Below are 19446 nucleotides of genomic sequence, written 5' to 3'. Positions count from 1 at the left end.
CTCGAGAGGATTCGTTCCGTGACCGACGGCCCCCTGATCGTCCAGTCCGACAAGACGCTGCTGCTCGAGGTCGACCACCCCGACTCCGCGGCGGCCCGTGCGGCCATCGCGCCCTTCGCCGAGCTGGAGCGGGCACCCGAGCACGTCCACACCTACCGGGTCACCCCGCTGGCCCTGTGGAACGCGCGCGCCGCCGGGCACGACGCCGAGCAGGTCGTCGACGCGCTGGTCCGCTGGGCCCGCTACCCGGTCCCGCAGCCGCTCCTGGTCGACGTCGTCGACACGATGGGGCGCTACGGGCGGCTGCAGCTGTCCAACCACCCCGCGCACGGCCTCGTCCTCACCGCGCTGGACCGCGCCGTGCTGGAGGAGATCCTCCGGCAGAAGAAGATCAGCCCGATGCTGGGCGCGCGGCTCGACGACGACACCGTCGTCGTGCACCCGTCCGAGCGCGGGCACCTCAAGCAGGCGCTGCTCAAGGTCGGCTGGCCTGCCGAGGACCTCGCCGGGTACGTCGACGGCGAGGCCCACCCGATCGCCCTGGAGCAGGACGGCTGGACGCTGCGCGACTACCAGCAGCAGGCCGTCGACGGGTTCTGGGAGGGCGGCTCGGGCGTGGTCGTGCTGCCCTGCGGCGCCGGCAAGACGCTGGTCGGTGCGGCCGCGATGGCCAAGGCCGGCGCGACGACCCTGATCCTGGTCACCAACACCGTCTCCGGGCGGCAGTGGAAGCGCGAGCTGATCGCGCGGACGTCGCTGACCGAGGAGGAGATCGGCGAGTACTCGGGCGAGAAGAAGGAGATCCGCCCGGTCACCATCGCCACCTACCAGGTCGTCACCCGCAAGACCAAGGGCGAGTACAAGCACCTGGAGCTGTTCGACTCCCGCGACTGGGGCCTGGTCGTCTACGACGAGGTGCACCTCCTCCCGGCGCCGGTCTTCCGGATGACGGCGGACCTGCAGTCCCGCCGCAGGCTCGGCCTCACCGCGACCCTGGTCCGCGAGGACGGCCGCGAGGGCGACGTGTTCTCCCTGATCGGCCCGAAGCGCTACGACGCCCCGTGGCGTGACATCGAGGCGCAGGGCTGGATCGCGCCCGCCGAGTGCATCGAGGTGCGGGTCACGCTGACCGACGCCGAGCGGATGTCCTACGCGACGGCGGACTCCGAGGAGCGCTACCGGACGGCGTCGACGGCGAACACCAAGCTCAACGTCGTGCAGGCGATCCTCGACCGGCACTCCGGGGAGCAGACGCTCGTCATCGGGGCCTACCTGGAGCAGCTCGACGCGCTGGGGGAGAAGCTCGGTGCCCCGGTCATCCAGGGCTCCACCCGCAACAAGGAGCGGGAGAAGCTGTTCGACGCGTTCCGCCGCGGTGAGATCGCGACGCTGGTCGTCTCCAAGGTCGCGAACTTCTCCATCGACCTGCCGGAGGCGACGATCGCGGTGCAGGTCAGCGGCACGTTCGGGTCCCGACAGGAGGAGGCCCAGCGGCTCGGGCGCCTGCTGCGCCCGAAGAACGACGGCCGCCAGGCGCACTTCTACTCGGTGGTGTCCCGCGACACCGTGGACACCGACTACGCCGCGCACCGGCAGCGCTTCCTCGCCGAGCAGGGCTACGCCTACCGGATCGTCGACGCCGACGACCTCCTCGGCCCCGCCCTGCCCGACGCCGGCTGAGCCCGCTCACCCGGACCGGGGGCCTCCGTACGGCGCCGATCACGGGCACACTGGTGCCGTTCGCGACGGCCGGGGAGGGCACATGTCGACCGCCCTGTGGATCCTCGTGGGGATCGGGGCGTGGCTGGTCCTGTCGGTCGTCGTCGCGCTGGTGCTCGGCCGGGTGGTGCGCATGCGGGACCGGCAGGTGCCCGACCCGCCGCCCCGGCCGGGCCCGCCGTCCGCGGCCCCGCCGGAGCAGCGCGGCCCGGTCGAGCCGCCGCCCGGCCACCTCCCGCCCGGATCCCGCCCGCCCGAACCCCGCCCGCCGGGCTGAGCGGCACCGCGACCCCGGGACGCGCGGGGCCGCGCCCCTGAGACGGGGCCGTCCCGGCTCCGGGTCGGTCTCCGGGCTCGTCCCGAGTCCCGGCGCGCGCCGGGACGACAGCCTGGAGCCATGGAGAACAACGCGAGCACGACCGGCACGGCACCGACCGGGACCGACGTCCACGACGCCTCGACCGAGGCCGTCGGGACCGACGACGCCGGGGTGACCGCCCGGGTTCCGGTCGCCGCGGCGGCCACCGGTCCCGACACGCTCGGCGCCGCCGGGGGCGCCACCCCCGGCATGCCGGAGGGCACCGGCACCGCGGGACCCGAGGTCCCGCCCACCGGCACCGGCCCCTCCGACGCGGGCCCGGCCGCCGCTCCGCACCCCGGGGCCGCCCACCCCGGTCCGGGCACCGGGGCGCCGTACACCGCGGGCGCGCCGTACGGCGGCGCCGGGACCCGGACGACGGCGCAGGCGATCGGCGACCGCGTCGCCGCGTTCCGGCTCCGGCGCAGCAGCACCGACCGGATGCTCGGCGGTGTCTGCGGCGGCCTCGCCGCCGACCTGGGTGCGGACGCCGCGCTGCTGCGCATCGCGGTCCTCGTCCTGACCCTGTTCACCGGCGGCGCGGCGGCACTGGTCTACCTCGCCGCCTGGCTGATCGCACCGGCCGCCTGAGCCGGCGGGGTGGGCGGGGTGTCGGCGTCGCGGCTCACGAGGGGGAGCCGCGACGCCGGAGCCCCGGTCCACTCAGGGCGTCAGCCCACCCGGCCCGTCAGCCGACCCAGCCCGTCGACACCCGGCCCGACCAGTTCGCCAGCCGCTCGGTCGGCCCCGCCTCCGGGCGGTGCTCCACGACCGGGCCGAACGGCACCGGGCCGCCACGCCGCTCGGCGGGCAGGTACGCGTGGGCGGTGGCGAGCGCCGTCGTCGCCAGCTCCGGGTCGGCCTCCGGGTCCTGCCCGGTGGCGACGGCCAGGTCCCAGCCGTGCACCAGCGTCTCGTTCAGGTAGACGGCCAGTGCGGCCCGCGCCGGGACCTCGCCGAACGGCAGCCGCGCGACCCGGTCGAGCAGCGCCTCGCCGTCCGGGCCGGACCAGACGGCCTGCAGTGCCGCCGCCTCGTCGACGTAGGCGGACACCGGGTCGTCGAGGACGTCGTCGCTGACCAGCGGGGCGGCCATCGGGTCGGTCCCGGCGGCCAGCGCCGCCGGCCTGCGCAGCGTCGTGACCAGGTGCGCGAGCAGGGTGCGGACGTCGAAGTCGTCGCAGGGGGTGGGGTCGGCCATCCGGTCGGCGGGGACGGCCCGGGCGAGGCCGGCGACCCAGTCGAGAGCGGCCAGGTAGGCGGGGCGCGGGTCGGTGGTGAGCGTCGGGTTCGTCATGGGCGCCAGCGTGCCCGCGATACCCGACACCTCCTGTCGTGATTCCGTGACATTCTCCGGGACGTGCGCGCCGACCGGCTCCTGTCCCTCGTGCTCCTGCTGCGCCACCGCGGCCGGACCACCGCCGCCGTGCTCGCGCGCGAGCTGGAGGTCTCCGAGCGCACCGTGCTGCGCGACGTCGAGGCCCTGTCCGCCGCGGGCATCCCGGTCTACGCCGAACGCGGCAGGCACGGCGGCTTCGCGCTGCTGCCGGGCTTCACCACCGACCTCACCGGCCTGACCCCGGGGGAGGCGGTCGCGCTGCTCGGCTCCGGCGCGACGTCGACGCCCGGCGCGCTCGGGCTGGGGCCGGAGTTCGCCTCGGCCATGCGCAAGATCGTCGCCGCGCTGCCGGACGCCGCCCGGGAACAGGCCACCGACGCCGCCGGCCGGGTGCTGGTCCGGCGCGGTGGCTGGCTGCGCGACTCCGACGACGGCGCGACCACCGACGTGCTCACCGCCGTCCAGCGCGCGGTGTTCGGCGGGGTCCGGCTCCGCATCCGCTACCGGACCGGGACCCGGCCGGGTGCGGAGCCCGGGCCCGCCGCCGAACGCGTCGTCGACCCGGTCGGGCTGGTCCAGGCGTCGGGGCGCTGGTACCTGCTGGCGCTGCGCGACGGGGAGGACCGCACCTACCGGGTGTCGCGGATCGAACAGGCCGAGCCGCTGGCCGAGCCCGCGCACCGGCCCGAGGGCGTCGACCTGGAGGAGCTGTGGCTGCGCCGCCGGGAGGACTTCCGGGCGCGGCGGCCCGGGGTCCGGGTCCGCCTCGCGCTGCCCGCCGACCGCCGCGACGCGCTGTCCGCCGTCACCGTCGACGAGGAGCGGACACGGGACGGGACGACCGAGGTCGTCGCCGCGTTCGGGGACCTCGTCCACGCCGGGCGGGTGCTGTGGCCGTTGCTGCCGGACGTGCGGGTGCTGGACCCGCCGGAGCTGGTGACGGCGCTGCGGGAGCGGGCCCGCGCGGCCGTCGTCGCCCTGGGGTGACGGCGGCCCCCGGACGCGCCGCGGGGGCGGCACCGGCGAACCGGTACCGCCCCCGCGGGGTGGTGCTGTGTGCCTGGTGAGGCAGGACCGATCAGAAGTCCATGCCACCCATGCCACCGGTCGGGTCGGCGGGGGCGCCGCCACCCTTCTCCGGCTTGTCGGCGATGACCGCCTCGGTGGTGAGGAACAGGGCCGCGATGGAGGCCGCGTTCTGCAGCGCCGAGCGGGTCACCTTGGCGGGGTCGATGATCCCGGCCTTGATGAGGTCCTTGTACTCGCCGGTGGCGGCGTCGAGGCCCTCACCGGTGGGCAGGTTGCGGACCTTCTCCGCGACGACGCCGCCCTCGAGGCCGGCGTTGACCGCGATCTGCTTGAGCGGGGCCTCCAGCGCGACCTTGACGATGTTCGCGCCGGTGGCCTCGTCACCGTCCAGGCCGAGGCCCTCGAACAGACCGGCACCGGCCTGGATGAGCGCCACGCCGCCGCCGGCGACGATGCCCTCCTCGACGGCCGCCTTCGCGTTGCGGACGGCGTCCTCGATGCGGTGCTTGCGCTCCTTGAGCTCGACCTCGGTCGCCGCGCCGGCCTTGATGACGGCGACGCCGCCGGCCAGCTTGGCGAGGCGCTCCTGGAGCTTCTCGCGGTCGTAGTCGGAGTCGGTGCGGTCGATCTCGGCGCGGATCTGGTTGACCCGGCCGGCGATCTGGTCGGCGTCACCGGCGCCGTCGACGATGGTGGTCTCGTCCTTGGTCACGACGACCTTGCGGGCGGTGCCCAGCAGGGACAGGTCGGCGGTGTCGAGCTTGAGGCCGACCTTCTCCGAGATGACCTCGCCACCGGTCAGGATGGCCATGTCGGCCAGCATCGCCTCGCGGCGGTCACCGAAGCCCGGGGCCTTGACGGCGACGGACTTGAAGGTGCCACGGATCTTGTTGACGACCAGGGTGGCCAGGGCCTCGCCCTCGACGTCCTCGGCGATGATGGCGAGCGGCTTGCCCGACTGCATGACCTTCTCCAGCAGCGGGAGCAGGTCCTTGACGGTCGAGATCTTGGAGGAGACGAGGAGGACGTACGGGTCCTCGAGCTCGACCTCCATGCGCTCGGCGTCGGTCACGAAGTAGGGCGAGATGTAGCCCTTGTCGAAGCGCATGCCCTCGGTGAGCTCGAGCTCGAGCCCGAAGGTCTGCGACTCCTCGACCGTGATGACGCCTTCCTTGCCGACCTTGTCCATCGCCTCGGCGATGAGCTCACCGATCTGCGGGTCGGCGGCCGAGATGGAGGCCGTGGCAGCGATCTGCTCCTTGGTCTCGATCTCCTTGGCCGACTTCAGCAGCGCCTGGGAGACGGCCTCGGTGGCCTTCTCGATGCCGCGCTTGAGCGACATCGGGTTCGCGCCGGCGGCCACGTTGCGCAGGCCCTCACGGACCAGCGCCTGGGCCAGCACGGTGGCGGTGGTGGTGCCGTCGCCCGCGATGTCGTCGGTCTTCTTGGCGACCTCCTTCACCAGCTCGGCGCCGATCTTCTCCCAGGAGTCCTCGAGCTCGATCTCCTTGGCGATCGACACACCGTCGTTGGTGATGGTCGGCGCGCCCCACTTCTTCTCGAGCACGACGTTGCGGCCCTTCGGGCCCAGCGTCACCTTGACGGCGTCGGCGAGGGTGTTCATGCCCCGCTCGAGGCCCCGACGGGCCTCCTCGTCGAACGCGATCTGCTTCGCCATGGGGGTGTTGCCCTCCGATAGAGGTGAGTCGAGTGATCGGATGCGGTGCCCGCGACGGACGCCCGGCAACCCTGCGCCGGACTCACCGACCCGACCTTGGCACTCCACGGACACGAGTGCCAGTGGATGCTGAGCCCGTTTCTAGCACTCGCCCGTGGTGAGTGCAAGCGGACCCTGCCCGGCTGCGGGCCGTCCGCGACGGCGGGCAGGATGGGGCCATGAGCACCTGGTCGCAGGCCGGTCCGCGCACCGTCTCCGAGCACGCCGCGGCGGTCGCGGCCCTGCTGCCGCCGACCGGGACCGAGCCGGTCGCGCTGGCCGCCGCGAGCGGCCGGGTACTGGCCGAGGACCTGACGGCGGGCGTCGCGCTGCCGCCCTTCGACAACTCCGCGATGGACGGCTACGCGGTCCGCGCGGCCGAGCTCGCCGGCGCCTCGGCGGCCTCGCCGGTGGAGCTCCCGGTCGCGGCCGACATCCCGGCCGGGCGCACCGACGTCCCCGCGCTGGCGCCGGGCACGGTGGCCAGGATCATGACGGGCGCCCCCGTCCCCGGGGGCGCGGACGCGATCGTGCCGGTCGAGCAGACCGACGCCGGTCCCGGCGGCGGGCTCGACCGCGTCCGGATCCACGAGGCCCCGCAGCCGGGCGCGTTCGTCCGCCGGGCCGGCGAGGACGCCGCGTCGGGTGCCGTCGTGCTGCGCGCCGGGACGGTGCTGGCCGCGCCCCAGATCGGGCTCGCCGCCGCGGTCGGCCGGGCCGAGCTGCCGGTCCGCCGCCGCCCGCACGTGCTCGTGCTGTCCACCGGCTCGGAGCTCGTCGCCCCGGGCGGCACGCTGGAGCCCGGGCAGATCTACGAGTCCAACGGCACGATGCTCGCCGTCGCGGTCCGGGAGGCCGGCGCGACGGCCGAGCAGCTGTCCTTCGTCCCCGATGACGTCGAGCGGTTCCGTGTGGTGCTCGCGGAGAAGGTCGGCGACGGCGTGGACCTCGTCCTCACCTCCGGCGGCGTGAGCGCCGGCGCCTACGAGGTCGTCAAGGACGCCATGACCGGCCACGGCGTGGAGTTCGGCAAGGTCGCGATGCAGCCCGGCGGTCCGCAGGGCTGCGGGCGGCTCGAGCTGGGCGGGGCCGAGGTCGCCACCGTCACCCTGCCCGGGAACCCGGTGAGTTCCCAGGTCTCGTTCGAGGTGTTCGTCCGGCCCGCGCTCCGGGCGGCGGCCGGGCACCCCGCACCGGAGCGACCGGTGGTGACCGCCCGGCTGTCCGGGGCGCTGTCCTCGCCCGCCGGGCGCCGCCAGTTCCGGCGCGGCCTGCTCGACGCCGCCGCCGGGACCGTGTCCGAGGTGGGGTCCACCGGGTCGCACCTGATCGCGGCGCTCGCCCGGGCCGACTGCCTGATCGACCTGCCCGCCGACGCCACCTCCGTCGCCGACGGCGAGCAGGTCGCGGTCTGGCTGCTCGACGCCCCGTGACCCGGCGTCCGGTGGTCACCGCCCGGCGCGCCGGGCGGTGACACGCGGTGCCGGACGGGCCGGAAAGGCGTCCGGGTGTCGCGAGCAGGATCGCGCTCTGCGACGGGTCCACCACTCGCGCGGACGTGCGGCTGCGCCGAAAGTGTGAGCTGTTTCATAGGCAGTCGGGGCAACGATCTCACCGCGCGCGACGTCCTAGGGGGTGTCCGTTCGGCCGAAAGAGGTAGATCACGGCGGACATCCGTCGTGATCTGGACTGCCGGTCGTCGGAGAGGAATACTTTCTGGTGTGAAGGGGTAGACCCTTTACAGCACAAGACCCACCGCCCGTCGCTGGGGAGCGGACGAGCGGTTCCAAGGCCGGGGTCGTCGTCTCGGGGGACGACGGCCCCGGCCCTTTTAATGCCCCCGACCGGCCCGCGGGGTCGCGCACCGCGTGCGGACGGCGCCGGGCACGAACCGACGATCGTGCCACCGGTTCCGTCCCGGTACGGGGACCCCCGGATCCTCGGCGTGTCCCGGTCGTCCCGCCGGACAGCCGTCCGCGGCGCCCGCGTAGCGTTGGTGATCCCCCACCGGAGCATCAGGAGCCGACGACCCACCATGGCCGAAGGAACCGGGACCTCCCCGACCCACATCGCCCGACTGGTCCGGGACGCGATCCCCCCGATGCACCCGGGCGGGCGTCCGATCGTCGCCGGTGTGGCACTCGCCGCGGCGGGGGTGCGCGCCCTCACCGGCCGCGGCACCCTGCCGGGCCTGCTCGCCACCGCGGCCACCGCGCTGTTCTTCCGCGACCCCGTCCGGACCCCGCCGCTGCGCACCGACGCGGTGCTGGCCCCCGCCGACGGCGCGGTCGCCACCGTGACCGAGACGGTCCCGCCCGCCGAGCTCGACCTGCCGCGCGTCCCGCACACCCGGGTCTCGATCTTCCTGACCGTGCTCGACGTGCACGTCCAGTGGGTCCCGGTGCACGGCCGCGTCGCGCGGGTCCAGTACTCGCCCGGCACGTTCCTGTCCGCGGACCTGGACAAGGCGAGCGAGGACAACGAGCGCAACGCGATCACCGTGGTCCGCGCCGACGGCGTCGGGGTCGGGGTCGTGCAGATCGCCGGCCTGCTGGCCCGCCGGATCGTCTGCGCCCTGCGCGACGGCGACGAGGTCGCCGCGGGCGAGCGGTTCGGCCTCATCCGGTTCGGCTCGCGCGTGGACACCTACCTCCCGCCCGGGACGACCGCGCTGGTCCGCCCCGGCCAGCGGACCGTGGGCGGGGAGACCGTGCTCGGCCTGGTGGCCGGGCCGGCGGAGCGCTGAGGTCGTGGGGATGTCCCGCCCCGCCGGCGGTTATCCCGCCGGCGTGCGGCTGCTGCCGAACGCGGTCACCGTCCTCAACCTCTGTGCGGGCCTGACCGCGGTCTACTTCGCGCTCCAGTCGCGCTTCGACTTCGCGATCATCGCCGTCCTGGCGGCCGCGCTCTGCGACGCCCTCGACGGCGGCCTGGCCCGGCTGCTCGACGCCTCCAGCCGGATCGGCGCCGAGCTCGACTCGCTGGCCGACCTGGTGTCCTTCGGCGTCGCCCCCGCCCTGGTCATCTACATCTGGGCGTTCGAGGGCACCCGGGCCGGCTGGATGGTGGCCCTGGTGTTCGCGGTGTGCATGGCGCTGCGCCTGGCACGCTTCAACACCCTGATCGACGACGACAGCGCCCCGCCGTTCGCCCGCGAGTTCTTCGTCGGCGTCCCGGCACCCGCGGCCGCGCTGACCGCGGGCATCCCGATCTACCTGTGGCTGCACTTCGGCCAGGGCTGGTGGTCGGAGCGGCCGCTGGTCGCGGTGTGGGCGCTGGTCACGGCCGGGCTCATGGTCAGCCGCATCCCGACGCTGTCGCTCAAGACGGTCCGGGTCTCCCCGCGCACCACCCGCTGGCTGCTCGTCGGGGTGGCCGCGGTCGTCGCGATCCTGATCACGATCCCGTTCCTCGGGATCGCCGTCGCCGGGCTCGCCTACCTGCTGCTCCTGCCCTGGACGGCCTACCGCTACCGCTGGCTGTCGCGCCACCCCGAGGCGTGGGACGTGCCGACCCGTCAGCGTCGCGCCGTCGCCCGCGCGGCCCGGTCCGCCCGTCGGCTCGGTCTGCGGCCGCCGCTGCGCCGCCGGGTCGCCGGCCGTGCCGGTGCGGTGGCCCGCGGTGTCCGGCGCCGGCTCGACCCGGAGGGCGAGGCCCGCCGGGACGGCATGCGCGACACCGGTGCCGTCCGCGACCCGCGCGGTCCGGGCGTCGCCGCCGCGCCCCGCGGTTCCGGCCGCCGCCTCGGCCTGCGCCGTCGCTGACCCGATCCCCCGGAGGACCGCCCGTGCTGGAGCTCGTCGCCCGACTGGCCCCCGCGGCCGCCGACGCCCGCCGCGGCGTCGTCCGGCTGCACCCCGAGGTGCTCGCCGCGCTCGGCCTGCGCTCCTGGGACGCGGTGACCCTCACCGGGGCCCGGGTCACCGCGGCGCTCGCCGTCGCCGGTGAGCCGGGCGACCCGCACGGTCAGGCCCGCTTCGACGACGTCACCCTGTCCAACGCCGGGCTGACCGACGGCGCGACCGTCGTCGTCGCGCCGGCGCCGGTCACCGCGGCCCGCGAGGTGCGCCTGGTCGGGTCCGCGCTGACCACCGCGACGGTCGCCCCGGCGACGCTGCGGCTCGCCCTGATGGGCAAGGTCCTGGTCCGCGGCGACGCCGTGTCCCTGCTCCCGCAGGACATCGCCCCGGCGGCCGGGGCCGACGTCCGCTCGGTGCGCCGTGCGCTGGCCGCGGCCGTCGGCGGGACGTGGACCTCGGAGCTGCTGACCGTGGCGGTCGCCGACCCGGCGGGGCCGGTCGTGGTGACGCCGTCGACGGTCGTGGGCTGGCAGGGCGGCCGCGACACCGGCGACCCCGCACCGGCCGCGGCCGGCGCGCTCCGCATCCCCGCTTCCGGCGTCCCCGGGAACGGCGGCCCGGCCCTCGCGGGACCGGCGGCGCCCGGGCCCGGTGTCCCCGGCCCGGGCGGGGCCGCCGCCCCCTCCGTCGTGGGAGCCACGGGAGCCGCGGCCGGAGCCGACGCGCCCGCCGGACCCGCCGAGCCCGTGTTGCCGCTGGAGGACCTCGCCGCGAACGAGGCCGTCGCCCGCCGCCTGCTGGACTGGTTCGAGCTCATGTTCCGGCGCCCGGAGCTGCTGACCCGGCTCGGCGGCGACGCCCGGCTCGGCGTGCTCGTCTCCGGGCCGGAGGGCGCGGGCAAGGCGACCCTGGTGCGCAGCGCGGCCGCGGCGGCGGGCGCCCGGTGCGTCGAGCTCGTGGCCCCGGCCGTCGCCGCCGTCGAGCCGGCCGCCGCGGCCGAGCGGGTCCGGGCGGCGATCGCGCAGGCCCGCACCGGCGGGACCGGCACCGGCGCACCCGCGGTGCTGCTCGTGCACGACGCGCACGCCCTGCTCCCGGCCACCGACCCGCCGCCGCTGGCCACCCTGGTGCTCGACGAGCTGCGCGCGGCGACCGCGCCGGGCGGGCCCGCGCTCGTCGTCACCAGTGCCGAGCCGGAGGCGCTGGACCCGCGGCTGCGGGCGCCCGACCTGGTCGACCGCGAGCTGTCGGTAGGCCTGCCGGACGCCGCGACCCGGCGCGCGCTCCTGGAGCGGCTGCTGGCCGACGTGCCCCGCGCCGGCGACGTCGACCTGGGCGCGGTCGCCGCCCGCACGCCCGGCTTCGTCGTCGCCGACCTCGCGGCGGTCCGCCGGGAGGCCGCGGTGAGCGCGGCGCTGCGCGGCACGGGCTCCGAACCCACCGAGCAGGTCCGCCAGTCCGACCTGCTCGACGCCGTCGGCTCGGTCCGCCCGATCTCGCTGTCCGGTGGCGGCACGCTGGGCAGCGGCGGCCTCACCCTCGACGACGTCGGTGACATGACCGAGGTCAAGGCGGCCCTCACCGAGGCCGTGCTGTGGCCGCTGCGCCACCCGGACTCGTTCGCCCGGCTCGGGGTCGACGCCCCGCGCGGGGTGCTGCTCTACGGCCCGCCGGGTGGTGGCAAGACGTTCCTGCTGCGTGCGCTCGCCGGCTCCGGTGACCTCAACGTGTTCGCGGTGAAGGGCGCCGAGCTGCTCGACAAGTACGTCGGCGAGTCCGAGCGCGCGGTCCGCGAGCTGTTCCGCCGGGCGGCCGAGGCCGCCCCCGCACTGATCTTCCTCGACGAGGTCGACGCGCTCGCCCCGCGCCGCGGCGGCTCCACCGACGCCGGGGTGGCCGACCGCGTCGTCGCCGCGCTGCTGACCGAGCTGGACGGCGCGACACCGCTGCGCGAGGTCGTGGTGGTCGGGGCGACGAACCGGCCCGAGCTGATCGACCCGGCGATGCTGCGGCCTGGCCGGCTGGAGCGGCTGGTGTTCGTCCCGCCGCCGGACGCCGACGCGCGGGCGGACATCCTGCGCGCGGCGGGCCGCGACGTGCCGCTGGCCGACGACGTGGACCTCGACGCGCTCGCGTCCGAACTGGACGGCTACTCGGCCGCGGACTGCGCGGCGCTGCTGCGCGAGTCCGCGCTGACCGCGATGCGCGAGTCCCTCGACGCGGGGGAGGTGACCGCCGCGCACCTGGCGACGGCGCGCCGCACGGTGCGGGCGTCGCTGGACCCGGCGCAGGTCGCCGAGCTGGAGGCCTACGCCCGCCGCCGCAGCGACGGCTGAGCCGTCGCAGGGGCGCGGCACCGGAACAGCGGCACCGGGACAGCAGAACGGCCCCGGACGGGATCGTCCGGGGCCGCTGCGGTCGTCGGGGTCAGGCGGCGGAGAAGTCCCGCGTCACGATGACGATGACGCCGGGCGTCGCGTCCTGGATGCCGTCGAAGCGGGGCTCGGAACGGATGCCGAACTTCTTCGCGATCTCCTCGGCCGCGGCCTTCTCGCCGGTGCCCTGCCGGTAGTAGACGGTCGTGGTCGGGATGACGCCCTGGGAGTAGTTCTGCACCTGGGACACGGTCCAACCGTTGGTGCGGAACTCCCCGGCCGCCTTCTCGGCGAGACCGCGGATGGTCGAGTTGTTGTAGATCCGCACGACCGGGCGGGCCGCGACGGCGGACCCCTCACCGGCGGCGGAGCCGGAGCCGCCCTGGCCCGCGGAGCCGGAGCCCGCGGCGGGGGGCGCGGCGACGGCCGGGCCCGCGCCGTCGTACCCGGGGGAGCCCGGCGTGCCGGGCGCTCCGGGGGTGAACGGTGAGGTCTCCCCGGGGGTGCCCGGGGCGGGGGTGCCGCCGGTGCCGGGCGCGGCGCCGTCGCCGGTGCCGTCCCCCGGAGCGGGGGCCGGGGCCGGGGCGGGCTCGGCCGACGCCGACGGGGGCGCGGCCTGGTTGCCGCCGTCCTCACCGCCGCCGGTGAGGCCGATCAGGCCGACGACAGCGGCGACCACACCGACGCCGATCAGCGCGATACCGGCGATCTTCAGCGGTGACTGCCCGCCGGACGCGGGTGCGGTCATCGTGACCTCCTGGCTGTCAGGGCTCGAGGCCGAGGCGACGGGCGGCGCGGGTGCGCTGCCTGCTGGAACGCAGCCGGCGCAGACGCTTGACCAGCAGCGGGTCCACCGCCAGCGCCTCGGGCTTGTCGACCAGGGCGTTCAGCACCTGGTAGTAGCGGGTGGCCGACATGTCGAACAGCTCGCGGATCGCCTGTTCCTTGGCACCCGCGTACTTCCACCACTGGGCCTCGAACGCGAGGATCTCGCGTTCGCGACGGTCGAGCTCGCGGGGGGACGCGGCAGCGGTGCGCCGGTGCGCTCCGCGGCGTTCCGGCAGGGACCCGGCGGACTCCATCACGCTCCTCGAGCGGACGACGATCTCGTGCTGCGGCGGCCCCGCCCGGGCGCCGCGACGACGAACGACACGTCTGTCATTCGCGGTGCGGATTCAACCACAGGGGACCGACGGTCCCGGGCTGCGACGCGCCTGGAGGGCGGGTCGGACGACACCGAAACCGCCCGGCCGGGTCACGTCCGGCGGCGACCGTAGGCTGCTCCGGTGACGGTTCTGCGCATCCGCATGGTCGGCGACCCCGTGCTCCACACCCCCACCCGCCCCGTCGGCACGGTCGACGACACGGTCCGGACGCTGGTCGAGGACATGTTCGAGACGATGGCCGCGGCGAACGGCGTCGGGCTCGCGGCCAACCAGGTGGGAGTGGACCTGCGGCTGTTCGTCTTCGACTGCCCCGACGAGGAGACACGCACGATGCGGCGCGGTGTCGTGGTCGACCCGGTGCTGGAGACCGACGGGATCCCGGAGGTCATGCCCGACGCGGACGACGACCAGGAGGGCTGCCTGTCGGTGCCCGGCGAGAACTTCGCGACCGGCCGGGCGGAGTGGGCCCGGGTCACCGGCACCGACCTCGACGGCGAGCCGGTCTCCTACGAGGGGCGCGGCTTCTTCGCCCGCTGCCTGCAGCACGAGACCGACCACCTCGACGGTCACCTGTACCTGGACCGGCTGATGGGCCGCCACCAGCGCGCGGCGAAGAAGATGCTCAAGCGCAACGGCTGGGGCTCGCCGTCGGACTCGTGGGACCCGTCGGCCGTCGAGGCCGAGGACGTCCCCCGGGGATGACCCCGGGTCCGACCCCGGGAGTCATACCCCGGTACTAGGGGTCGACCTGCGAGACCGGCCCCGCGGCCGATGTGGCGGGGTGCCCCCGGCGGGCACCGTGGTCCCCATGCTGCTCTCGATCCTCGCCGTCGCCCCCGTCCTCGCGGTGCTGCTGGTCATGGCCGCGCAGCCGCTGTTCGAGCTGTGGGACGCCCGCGCCTCCGACCACGACCGCGCCCGCTCCGCCGGTGCCGTGCTCGACTCCGACGCCCCCGCGCTGCCGGTCGTGCCGGCCGCCTACCCGGAGGCGCTCGGCGACGTCGCCGCACCGCTGCGGATCCCCGCGCCGCGCGGCCCGCTCGCCCCGGTCGGCCGGAGCGCGGCCCGGGCCTGAGGGCCCGGCCCTACTCGACCAGCCGGTTCTCCCACGCCCACGCCGCGATCTCCACCCGGTTGCGGGCGTCCAGCTTGGACCCGATGTTCGCGATGTGGGTCTTCACCGTGGACAGCGACACGAACAGGTCCCCGGCGATCTCGGAGTTCGTCCGGCCCCGGGCCACCGCCTTCACCACCTCCAGCTCGCGCGGTGACAGCGCGGCGTGGACCTCGGCGCGGGCCGGCTCCGGCTCGGTCAGCCGTTCCAGCAGCCGCACGGTGACCGACGGCGACACCAGCGCGTCGCCCGCCGCGGCGGCCCGGACGGCCTCGACGAGCAGCCGCGGGCCCGCCGTCTTCAGCAGGAACCCGCAGGCCCCCGAGCGCAGCGCGCCGTAGACGTACTCGTCGAGGTCGAAGGTCGTCACCACCACGATCCGCGGGGGGAACGGGTCCGCGCTCAGCGCGCGGGTCGCGGCGATCCCGTCCATCCCCGGCATCCGGACGTCCATGAGCACGACGTCCGGGCGCAGCTCGCGGGCCATGGCGACGGCGTCGGTGCCGGTGGCGGCCTCGCCGACGACCTCGATGCCGTCCTCGGCGGACAGGATCAGCCCGAAGCCGGTGCGCACCATCTCCTGGTCGTCGGCGAGCAGGACACGGATCGCGGTCACCGACCCGCCCCGGCGGGCACCTCGGCGACGACGATCCACCGGCCGGGCCCGTCCGGCCCGGCGTGCAGCGAGCCGTCGAGGGCCTCCACCCGCTCACGCATCCCGGCCAGCCCGAACCCGCCCGGGTCGCGCAGCGGGTTCTCGGTCCCGGTCCCGTCGTTGTGCACCACGGTCACCAGTCTCCCGGCCTGCAGGTGCACGCCGACCGACACCGTCGTCGCGCCGGGGGCGTGCCGGTGCACGTTGGTCAGGGCCTCGCGCACCACACGGAACGCGGTGGCCGCGACCGCGGGCCCGAGCACGGCGGTCCGCACCTCGGGGTCGATCTCCAGCCGGGTGCGGGTGCGGTCGGGGTCGAACCGCGCGACCACGTCCTCGACGTCGGCGATGTCGTGACCCGGGGCGCGGTCGGCGCCGCCGTCGGCACCGGCGCGCAGCACCCCGACCATGCGGCGCATCCCGTCGAGGGCCTCGGCGCCGGCCCGCTCGATGGACTCCAGCGCCCGGCCGGCCTCCTCCGGGCGGCTCCCCGCGACGACGACCCCGGCCTGCGCGGCCACCACGATCGCGGTCACGTGGTGGGCGACGGTGTCGTGCAGCTCGCGGGCCAGCTCCAGGCGCTCGTCGTTGCGGGCCTGGGCGAGCCGGGCCGAGCGGCGCTGGGTCAGCTCGCGCGCCGCGGTCGCGACGACCATCGTCCCGGCCCAGCCGACGACGGTCAGGCTGGCGAACACCTCACTGTCGTTCCCCGGGACCCGCAGCAGCGGCATGCCCACGATCACCAGCAGCGACACCGCCGCCGCGCCGAGGACGACCCGGACCGGAGCGGTCCGCACCGTCGCCACCGTGACCACGGCCAGCGCGAACAGCTCGGTCAGCGACACGAACGGGATCCCGCCGAGGAACACCGCGGCGGCCGAGCCGCCCGCGGACAGCGCGACCGCCACCACCGCGACGCCGAGCGGCCCGGCGTCGACCCGGTGCCGGGTGAGCACGACGCCCGCCACGAGCAGGCCGTAGACCGCGCCGCTCTGCGCCCACGTCGTCCCGTAGCCGAGGCCGAGCGCGACGTCGCACCCGGCCCAGAACAGGTAGGCGAGCAGCTCCAGCCCGACCAGGACGGGGCGGCCACGGCGGGTTGCGGTGCGCATGGATCACACCGTAGGACGCGTCCGGGCCCGTCGACCTCGGTCGGAAGTACGACGACCCGGTCGGGCAACGCCCTACCACGGGCCGATGCCCCGGACCCCCGTCGAGCGGCAGCCTCGTCGTCATGATCGAGGGGTTGAGGAATCCGGCCGACGTGCCGTCGCAGGTCGCCGCGGCGACGGTGAACCTGGTGCGCACCTACGGGCGGGGGCGCGCCACGGTCCGCGCGCTCGACGGCGTCACCCTGTGGCTGCCCGCGGGGCGGTTCACCGCGGTGATGGGCCCGAGCGGGTCGGGCAAGTCGACACTGCTGCACTGCCTGGCCGGGCTGGACCGGCCGACGTCCGGGCAGGTGCTACTGGGCGGGACCGACCTCGGGAGCCTCGACGACACCGCGCTGACCCGGGTCCGGCGCGACCGGATGGGCTTCGTCTTCCAGGACGGCAACCTGCTGCCGCACCTCACCGCGGGCGAGAACATCGACCTGGCGGCCTCCCTGGCCGGGCGCAGGCCGAACCACGCCTGGCGGGCCGAGCTCGTCGAACGGCTCGGCATCGCCGACCGGCTCACCCACCTGCCCTCGGAGCTGTCCGGCGGGCAGCGTCAGCGCGTCGCGGTGGCCAGGGCGCTGCTCGGGCGCCCGGAGATCGTCGTCGCCGACGAGCCGACCGGTGCGCTCGACACGCGTTCCGGGCGCGAGCTGCTGGGCCTGCTGCGAGCCTGCGTCGACGACTACGGCCAGACCGTCGTCATGGTCACCCACGACCCGATCGCCGCCTCCGCGTCGGACCAGGTCCTGCTGCTGCGCGACGGCCGTGCCGCGGGCCGGCTGGACCGGCCCACCCCGGACCGGGTGCTGTCCGCGATGGGCGCGCTGACCGGCGCCGACGACCCCGACCTGTCCGACGTCACGGCCACCGGGCCGGTGACCCGGTGAACCCCGCCACCCGCGCCGCGGTCGCCGGTGCCCGGCGCAGTCCGCGCCGGCTGCTGCTGACCGGGCTGGCCGTGCTGGTGGCGACGGTGTTCGCCGCCGGTGCGGTGCTGCTGACCGCGAGCCTGCGCGCCGACCTCGTCGGGAGCACGTCCTCGGTGCCCGCGGGCGCGACCTTCGCCGTGGAGACCGACACCTCCGCCGGGGCCGCCACCACGGAGCTGCAGGATCGGCTGCGCGCGGTGCCCGGGGTGACCGCGGTGTCGACCGCCCGGTCGGGGACGGCCGCCGTCGTCGCGGGTGGCGCGAGCGGCAGCTGGCTGCTGAGCACCGACCCGATGACCGGGCCGCTGCAGGGACTGGAGCCGGTGACGGCCGGTCGCCTGCCGTCCGGGCCGGGGGAGGCGCTGATCGGGGCGGGCACCGCGGAGCGCACCGGGCTCGCCCCCGGCGCCACCGTCGGCCTCGGCGACCGCACGCTGACCGTCACCGGTGTGGTGCCGGTCCGGTCCGAGTACGGCGACGTGCTCGTCGTGCGCGACGACGACCCGGCCGCCGCCGGTCTGTCCGGCTACCGGACCGCCGTCGCGGGGGACCCGGACCCGGCCGCGCTCGCCGCCGTCCCGGGCGTCACCGGGGTCCGGACCGCCGACGACCAGCGCACCGAGGACCTGGCGTCGGCGTCGGCGTCGGCGGACGCGCTGCTCGCCGGGCTGTCGGTGTTCGTCGGGCTGGCGCTGGTCGCCGCGGCCGTGGTGGTCGCCTCGACGTTCCGGATCGTGCTGGCCCGCCGCACCCGTGAGCTGGCGCTGCTGCGCTGCGTCGGCGCGGGCCGCGGGCAGGTGACGCGGTCGGTGCTGGTCGAGGCGGCGCTCACCGGGCTGGTCGCGGGGGTCGCCGGGGCGCTCGTGGCCGTCGCGGGCGGGTGGGCCGCCCTGGCGGCGGCGGGCGCGGCCGGGGTGGACGTACCGGCGCTCGTGGTGCCGTGGGGTCGGCTCGCGGGATGCGTGCTGCTGGCGGTCGTCGTGACGGTGCTGGCCGCGCTGGCCCCGGCGCTCGCCGCCGGCCGGACCCCGCCGGTGGTGGCGCTCGGCGCGGCGGACGCGAGCGGTGCCCGCGCACCGCGGGCCCGGGTGCGGCTGCCGCTCGCCGCGGTCGCGCTCGTCCTGGCCGTGGTCCTCGCCGTCGCCGGGGTGGGGATGGGCAGCCCGCTGGCGGGGACGGCGCTGGCCGCGCTGTCCGGGATGCTGGTGTTCGCGGCGCTCGTGGTGACCGGACCGTTCGTGGTGTCCGGGGCGGCGGCGCTGGTGGCGCCGGTCGTCGCACGCTGGGCGCCGGGGCGGATCGCGGTGGGCAACGCGCGGCGGATGTCGCGGCGCACCGCGGCGATGACGACGGTCCTGTCGCTGGGTGTGGGCCTGACCGCGGCGCTGCTGGTGGCCGTGGCCGGCGCCTCGGCCGACGCGACGGCGTCGATCGAGCGGAACTACCCGGCCGACATCGTCGTGTTCGCCGGCGACGACGGCCAGGCCGCGACGCTCGCGACCCGGCTCGACGCCGCACCCGAGCTGACCGCGCGGCCGTCCGACGGCATGGTGCTCGTCGACCCGGCGCCGGGGGCCGACCCGGTCGCGGTGCGCACCGCGGTGGTGCGGGCCGCGGGCGAGGCACCCGTCACCTTCACCGCGGAGCTGCGCGAGCAGACCGAGGTCGCGGTCGGCGCCGTCCGCTGGGTCGGGCTGGGGCTGGTGGGGATCACGCTGCTCGTCGCCGTCGTGGGGGTCGGGGTGACCCTCGCACTGTCGGTCAGCGAGCGGACCCGGGAGATCGCGCTGCTGCGCACGCTCGGCCTGTCCCGGGCCGCGGCCCGGCGGGCGGTGGCGTTCGAGGCGGCACTCGCCGGTGCGGTCGCGGCGGTGCTCGGCGTGGTGCTGGGGGGTGTGTACGGCCTGCTGGCGCTGAGGGCGACCGGCATCGGGGCGCTCACGGCGCTGCCGCTGGGCCAGCTCGCCGGGCTGGCCGCGGTGGTGGTCGGTGTCGCGGTGGTCGCCTCGGTGGGGCCGATGCGCCGCGCCGGACGGGTCGAGCCCGCGCACGGCGTCGCCGCCGCCTGAGGGCCGCCCGCGTGCC

Annotated in this window: 18 protein-coding genes; 12 read left to right on the top strand and 6 right to left on the bottom strand. The window is 76.2% G+C overall.

Features of this window, described 5'->3' with window-relative positions; all coding sequences use genetic code 11:
* Positions 1–18: 18 nt before the first annotated feature.
* The 3 genes from KPL57_RS29965 (at position 19) to KPL57_RS70440 (ending at position 2668) form a co-directional block, all read left to right on the top strand.
* Positions 19–1680, top strand: coding sequence for a DNA repair helicase XPB (locus KPL57_RS29965; protein ID WP_226354037.1), 1662 nt, complete (start codon positions 19–21; stop codon positions 1678–1680).
* An 82-nt stretch (positions 1681–1762) separates the two neighbouring features.
* Positions 1763–1996 (top strand): hypothetical protein, encoded by a 234-nt coding sequence (locus KPL57_RS29960; protein ID WP_226354036.1) that lies wholly within the window; start codon positions 1763–1765, stop codon positions 1994–1996.
* A gap of 120 nt (positions 1997–2116) precedes the next feature.
* Entirely contained in the window at positions 2117–2668 is a 552-nt protein-coding gene (locus KPL57_RS70440) for a PspC domain-containing protein (RefSeq protein WP_308016851.1), read from the top strand.
* Between the two features lie 97 nt (positions 2669–2765).
* Here the strand turns inward: KPL57_RS70440 and KPL57_RS29950 are convergent, their stop codons facing one another.
* On the bottom strand, positions 2766–3374 hold the full coding sequence (locus tag KPL57_RS29950) for a TIGR03086 family metal-binding protein (protein ID WP_226354035.1): 609 nt from the start codon (positions 3372–3374) through the stop codon (positions 2766–2768).
* Between the two features lie 63 nt (positions 3375–3437).
* On the opposite strand from KPL57_RS29950, the gene KPL57_RS29945 reads away from it, so the two are divergent.
* Positions 3438–4403, top strand: a complete 966-nt coding sequence (locus KPL57_RS29945) for a YafY family protein (RefSeq protein WP_226354034.1) — start codon at positions 3438–3440, stop codon at positions 4401–4403.
* 91 nt (positions 4404–4494) lie between these two features.
* Here the strand turns inward: KPL57_RS29945 and groL are convergent, their stop codons facing one another.
* Positions 4495–6123 carry a chaperonin GroEL gene (gene groL / locus KPL57_RS29940; RefSeq protein WP_020622657.1) on the bottom strand — a complete coding sequence of 543 codons (1629 nt, stop codon included), beginning with the start codon at positions 6121–6123 and terminating at the stop codon, positions 4495–4497.
* Between the two features lie 218 nt (positions 6124–6341).
* On the opposite strand from groL, the gene glp reads away from it, so the two are divergent.
* The 4 genes from glp (at position 6342) to KPL57_RS29920 (ending at position 12298) form a co-directional block, all read left to right on the top strand.
* Positions 6342–7595 (top strand): gephyrin-like molybdotransferase Glp, encoded by a 1254-nt coding sequence (gene glp / locus KPL57_RS29935; protein WP_226354033.1) that lies wholly within the window; start codon positions 6342–6344, stop codon positions 7593–7595.
* 602 nt (positions 7596–8197) lie between these two features.
* On the top strand, positions 8198–8908 hold the full coding sequence (locus tag KPL57_RS29930; protein WP_226354032.1) for a phosphatidylserine decarboxylase: 711 nt from the start codon (positions 8198–8200) through the stop codon (positions 8906–8908).
* Between the two features lie 10 nt (positions 8909–8918).
* Positions 8919–9926 carry a CDP-diacylglycerol--serine O-phosphatidyltransferase gene (gene pssA / locus KPL57_RS29925; RefSeq protein WP_226354031.1) on the top strand — a complete coding sequence of 336 codons (1008 nt, stop codon included), beginning with the start codon at positions 8919–8921 and terminating at the stop codon, positions 9924–9926.
* Between the two features lie 23 nt (positions 9927–9949).
* Positions 9950–12298, top strand: a complete 2349-nt coding sequence (locus KPL57_RS29920; RefSeq protein WP_226354030.1) for an AAA family ATPase — start codon at positions 9950–9952, stop codon at positions 12296–12298.
* Between the two features lie 91 nt (positions 12299–12389).
* On the opposite strand, the gene KPL57_RS29915 is transcribed toward KPL57_RS29920, so the two are convergent.
* A complete protein-coding gene (locus KPL57_RS29915) occupies positions 12390–13085 on the bottom strand; it encodes a LytR C-terminal domain-containing protein (RefSeq protein WP_224401311.1) in 696 nt (231 codons plus the stop codon).
* Positions 13086–13101: 16 nt separating this feature from the next.
* Complete coding sequence (locus KPL57_RS29910; RefSeq protein ID WP_100878847.1) at positions 13102–13419, bottom strand: DUF3263 domain-containing protein; 318 nt, start codon at positions 13417–13419, stop codon at positions 13102–13104.
* Positions 13420–13623: 204 nt separating this feature from the next.
* Between KPL57_RS29910 and KPL57_RS29905 the strand changes: the two genes are divergently transcribed.
* Positions 13624–14205: a peptide deformylase gene (locus tag KPL57_RS29905; RefSeq protein ID WP_226354029.1), complete on the top strand. Its 582-nt coding sequence runs from the start codon at positions 13624–13626 to the stop codon at positions 14203–14205.
* A gap of 106 nt (positions 14206–14311) precedes the next feature.
* Entirely contained in the window at positions 14312–14578 is a 267-nt protein-coding gene (locus KPL57_RS29900; RefSeq protein ID WP_226354028.1) for a hypothetical protein, read from the top strand.
* A 10-nt stretch (positions 14579–14588) separates the two neighbouring features.
* Here KPL57_RS29900 and KPL57_RS29895 read toward each other — a convergent pair whose 3' ends face one another.
* Together KPL57_RS29895 and KPL57_RS29890 are read right to left on the bottom strand one after the other, a co-directional pair.
* A complete protein-coding gene (locus tag KPL57_RS29895; RefSeq protein ID WP_226354027.1) occupies positions 14589–15233 on the bottom strand; it encodes a response regulator transcription factor in 645 nt (214 codons plus the stop codon).
* A complete protein-coding gene (locus KPL57_RS29890; RefSeq protein ID WP_226354026.1) occupies positions 15230–16384 on the bottom strand; it encodes a sensor histidine kinase in 1155 nt (384 codons plus the stop codon). The genes KPL57_RS29895 and KPL57_RS29890 overlap by 4 nt, the downstream gene beginning before the upstream one ends.
* Positions 16385–16506: 122 nt before the next feature.
* Between KPL57_RS29890 and KPL57_RS29885 the strand changes: the two genes are divergently transcribed.
* Both KPL57_RS29885 and KPL57_RS29880 read left to right on the top strand, forming a co-directional pair.
* On the top strand, positions 16507–17319 hold the full coding sequence (locus KPL57_RS29885; protein WP_226354025.1) for an ABC transporter ATP-binding protein: 813 nt from the start codon (positions 16507–16509) through the stop codon (positions 17317–17319).
* A complete protein-coding gene (locus KPL57_RS29880; RefSeq protein ID WP_226354024.1) occupies positions 17316–19430 on the top strand; it encodes an FtsX-like permease family protein in 2115 nt (704 codons plus the stop codon). Before KPL57_RS29885 ends, KPL57_RS29880 begins: the two co-directional genes overlap by 4 nt.
* Positions 19431–19446: the final 16 nt, after the last annotated feature.

Source organism: Pseudonocardia sp. ICBG601 (assembly GCF_020496245.1).
This window is presented reverse-complemented; position numbering and strand designations above follow the sequence as displayed.

What these genes read in the sequence shown, in the direction of transcription:
- KPL57_RS70440 (WP_308016851.1), top strand. Translation starts at nt 2,117, where the DNA reads ATGGAGAACAACGCGAGCACGACCGGCACGGCACCGACCGGGACCGAC.
- KPL57_RS29885 (WP_226354025.1), top strand. Translation starts at nt 16,507, where the DNA reads ATGATCGAGGGGTTGAGGAATCCGGCCGACGTGCCGTCGCAGGTCGCC.
- KPL57_RS29960 (WP_226354036.1), top strand. Translation starts at nt 1,763, where the DNA reads ATGTCGACCGCCCTGTGGATCCTCGTGGGGATCGGGGCGTGGCTGGTC.
- KPL57_RS29950 (WP_226354035.1), bottom strand. Translation starts at nt 3,374, where the DNA reads ATGACGAACCCGACGCTCACCACCGACCCGCGCCCCGCCTACCTGGCC.
- KPL57_RS29900 (WP_226354028.1), top strand. Translation starts at nt 14,312, where the DNA reads ATGCTGCTCTCGATCCTCGCCGTCGCCCCCGTCCTCGCGGTGCTGCTG.
- glp (WP_226354033.1), top strand. Translation starts at nt 6,342, where the DNA reads ATGAGCACCTGGTCGCAGGCCGGTCCGCGCACCGTCTCCGAGCACGCC.
- pssA (WP_226354031.1), top strand. Translation starts at nt 8,919, where the DNA reads ATGTCCCGCCCCGCCGGCGGTTATCCCGCCGGCGTGCGGCTGCTGCCG.
- KPL57_RS29890 (WP_226354026.1), bottom strand. Translation starts at nt 16,384, where the DNA reads ATGCGCACCGCAACCCGCCGTGGCCGCCCCGTCCTGGTCGGGCTGGAG.
- KPL57_RS29930 (WP_226354032.1), top strand. Translation starts at nt 8,198, where the DNA reads ATGGCCGAAGGAACCGGGACCTCCCCGACCCACATCGCCCGACTGGTC.
- groL (WP_020622657.1), bottom strand. Translation starts at nt 6,123, where the DNA reads ATGGCGAAGCAGATCGCGTTCGACGAGGAGGCCCGTCGGGGCCTCGAG.
- KPL57_RS29910 (WP_100878847.1), bottom strand. Translation starts at nt 13,419, where the DNA reads ATGGAGTCCGCCGGGTCCCTGCCGGAACGCCGCGGAGCGCACCGGCGC.
- KPL57_RS29915 (WP_224401311.1), bottom strand. Translation starts at nt 13,085, where the DNA reads ATGACCGCACCCGCGTCCGGCGGGCAGTCACCGCTGAAGATCGCCGGT.